Origin of the sequence: Longimicrobium sp. (genome assembly GCF_036387355.1) — a bacterium.
Classification (GTDB): domain Bacteria; phylum Gemmatimonadota; class Gemmatimonadetes; order Longimicrobiales; family Longimicrobiaceae; genus Longimicrobium.
In genome coordinates, this window is sequence record NZ_DASVTX010000056.1 from 1 (window position 1) to 2,030 (window position 2,030).

Genomic DNA, 2,030 nt, shown 5'->3' on the forward strand with positions numbered 1-2,030 from the left:
CACGCCCGCTGGTCCCGCGGCGAAAGCAGTTCGTCCATCTCCGTCCACCGCCGCCGTTCGGCCTCGGGCAGGAGGGCGAGCGCGCGGTCGAACGCCGCGCCGGCCTCGGCATACCGGCCGCCCTCGTGCAGCGCAAAGCCCTGGAGCGCGGCGCACCATGCGGCGTCCGCACGGCAGTCGCGTGCCGCGGCCAGGGCGCGGGCGTGCTCCTTGGCTTCCGACAGGTAGCGGACGTGCTGGCCCACGATCCACCGGTCGCGCGGGCTGCGGGCCACGGCACTGTCCAGCGCGCGCACCAGCTGGCCGCGGCGCACTCCCACGGCGGGCGGCTCCGGCGGCGGATTGACGTCCGCATCGTCGCCGAAGTAGAAGCAGAAGCGGCCCACGCGTGTGCACTCGTCCGATCCGCCGCCGCCGAGGCCGTTCACGCGAGGCAGGCGCCCGGCGCGGAACCGCTCGAACGCCGCCTGCCGCGAGCGCGCGTCCCGCAGCGCCTGCATGCTGTCCGCCGCCTGCGCGCCCGCAAAGCGCACCGGGCGCGCCTGTCCCGCCGCGCCCGGCGGCGCGAGCGTGAGGACGGCCGAGGCCAGCAGAATGCATCCGACAAGTCGAGGGGCCATGGCGCTGCTCCGGGCTGGGAGGGGGAGCGGATGGGAGTCGGTGGATCATCGCTGCATCGCGCGCGCCAGGACGTTCACGGCGCCTCGCCCGGGCTGCGCGGCGCCTCGGCCCAGGCGCGGAGGGCCGCCGGATGGGGAATCGTATAGCGGCCTCGCCCGGCCGGGACAATCAGCCCGGCCTCGCGCAGCGTCCGCAGCCCCCGCACCAGCACCTCGCGCACGGTGCCCAGTTCTTCCGCCACCTCGGCCTGTGTGGCGCCGAGGGGGATGGCCGCGCCGCCGTGCTCCCCGGCCCGGGCCAGCAGCAGCTTGGCCCGGCGGACCGGAACCGTTTCGCTGGTGCGCCCCTCCAGCCGCCGCAGTACCGTCCGCACCCGCTCCGCCAGGCGCCCGAGCAGCCGGAACGCGAGTTCAGGGTCGGCGGCAATGGCGCGGGCCAGCGTTTCGCGGCTCAGCGCCAGGCATACGGTGGGCTCCGCGGCCAGCGCCGTGGCCGGGTACTGCCCGCCGGCGAACAGCGGCACCTCTCCCAGCGTGCCGCCCGGCCCTTCGGTGTGCACCACGTACTGCCGTCCCGCGGGCGCGCGCACCACCCGCACCGCTCCTGTGAGCACGATGAACAGGCCCCGCGGACGCGTTCCCGCCGTCCAGAGCGCTTCTCCCGCGGCAAAGCGGCGTTCGGTGCCGCCGGCGCGCAGGAGGTTCAGCGCCTCGCGCCGGAGGCCCTGGAGGAGAGCGAGGCCGTCGAGCGGATCGCGATGGGATGATGACATGCCTGGAACCTGGGTTCCTTCGCCGCGCGCGGCAATGGCGCACCGTTGTGCACCGGCGTGCGCCGTTGCTGCCGGGCACGGAACCTTGGACACGGAAGATCCCCATGCGCATCGCTTCGCCTCTTGTTTCCCTCGCCGCGACCGCGGTGCTCGCGGCGTGCGCCGCGCCGCGAGCGGACGTTGCCCCGCACGGCCGGCATCCCTCGCACGGGGACTCCGCCTTTGCCGCCCTCCAGGAGCGGGGCCGGCAGGCGATGGGGGTGGACCAGTATTCGTCCAGCCACCAGTTCGACGACCTGGCGGATGGCGGCCGCATCGCGCTGCAGCGCGACGGGGAGGACCCGGAAGGGGTAGCCGTAATCCGCGCGCACATGCGGGAGATCGCGGACGCCTTCTCGCGCGGCGACTTCTCGACGCCCATGATGGTGCACATGCGCGAGGTTCCCGGATCGGAGCGGATGGCGGCGCGCCGCACCGCGATCCGGTACGAGTACCGCGAGCTGCCGCGCGGCGGCGAGGTGCGGATCATCACCCGCGACCCTGAGGCGCTGCGCGCGGTGCACAAATTTCTCGCGTTTCAGCGCAGCGACCACCGCGCGGCCGGGCATGCGATGTAGCGGCGGGGACCACGGCGGCG

General features: G+C 74.7%; 2 protein-coding genes and 1 pseudogene. 1 reads left to right on the forward strand and 2 read right to left on the reverse strand.

Annotated features, from left to right (window positions below; genetic code table 11):
* Positions 1-620: pseudogene (locus VF665_RS02815) on the reverse strand (hypothetical protein); the annotation flags it as partial.
* Positions 621-694: 74 nt separating this feature from the next.
* The gene (locus tag VF665_RS02820; RefSeq protein WP_331051884.1) at positions 695-1,393 is read right to left on the reverse strand and encodes a Crp/Fnr family transcriptional regulator; all 699 of its coding nucleotides are present in this window, start codon (positions 1,391-1,393) and stop codon (positions 695-697) included.
* A gap of 104 nt (positions 1,394-1,497) precedes the next feature.
* Here VF665_RS02820 and VF665_RS02825 point away from each other — a divergent pair, with 104 nt between their 5' ends.
* Complete coding sequence (locus VF665_RS02825) at positions 1,498-2,010, forward strand: hypothetical protein (protein WP_331051885.1); 513 nt, start codon at positions 1,498-1,500, stop codon at positions 2,008-2,010.
* The last annotated feature ends 20 nt before the right edge of the window (positions 2,011-2,030 follow it).

Coding starts and splice junctions, on each gene's coding strand:
- VF665_RS02820 (WP_331051884.1), bottom strand. CDS start 1,393: ATGTCATCATCCCATCGCGATCCGCTCGACGGCCTCGCTCTCCTCCAG.
- VF665_RS02825 (WP_331051885.1), top strand. CDS start 1,498: ATGCGCATCGCTTCGCCTCTTGTTTCCCTCGCCGCGACCGCGGTGCTC.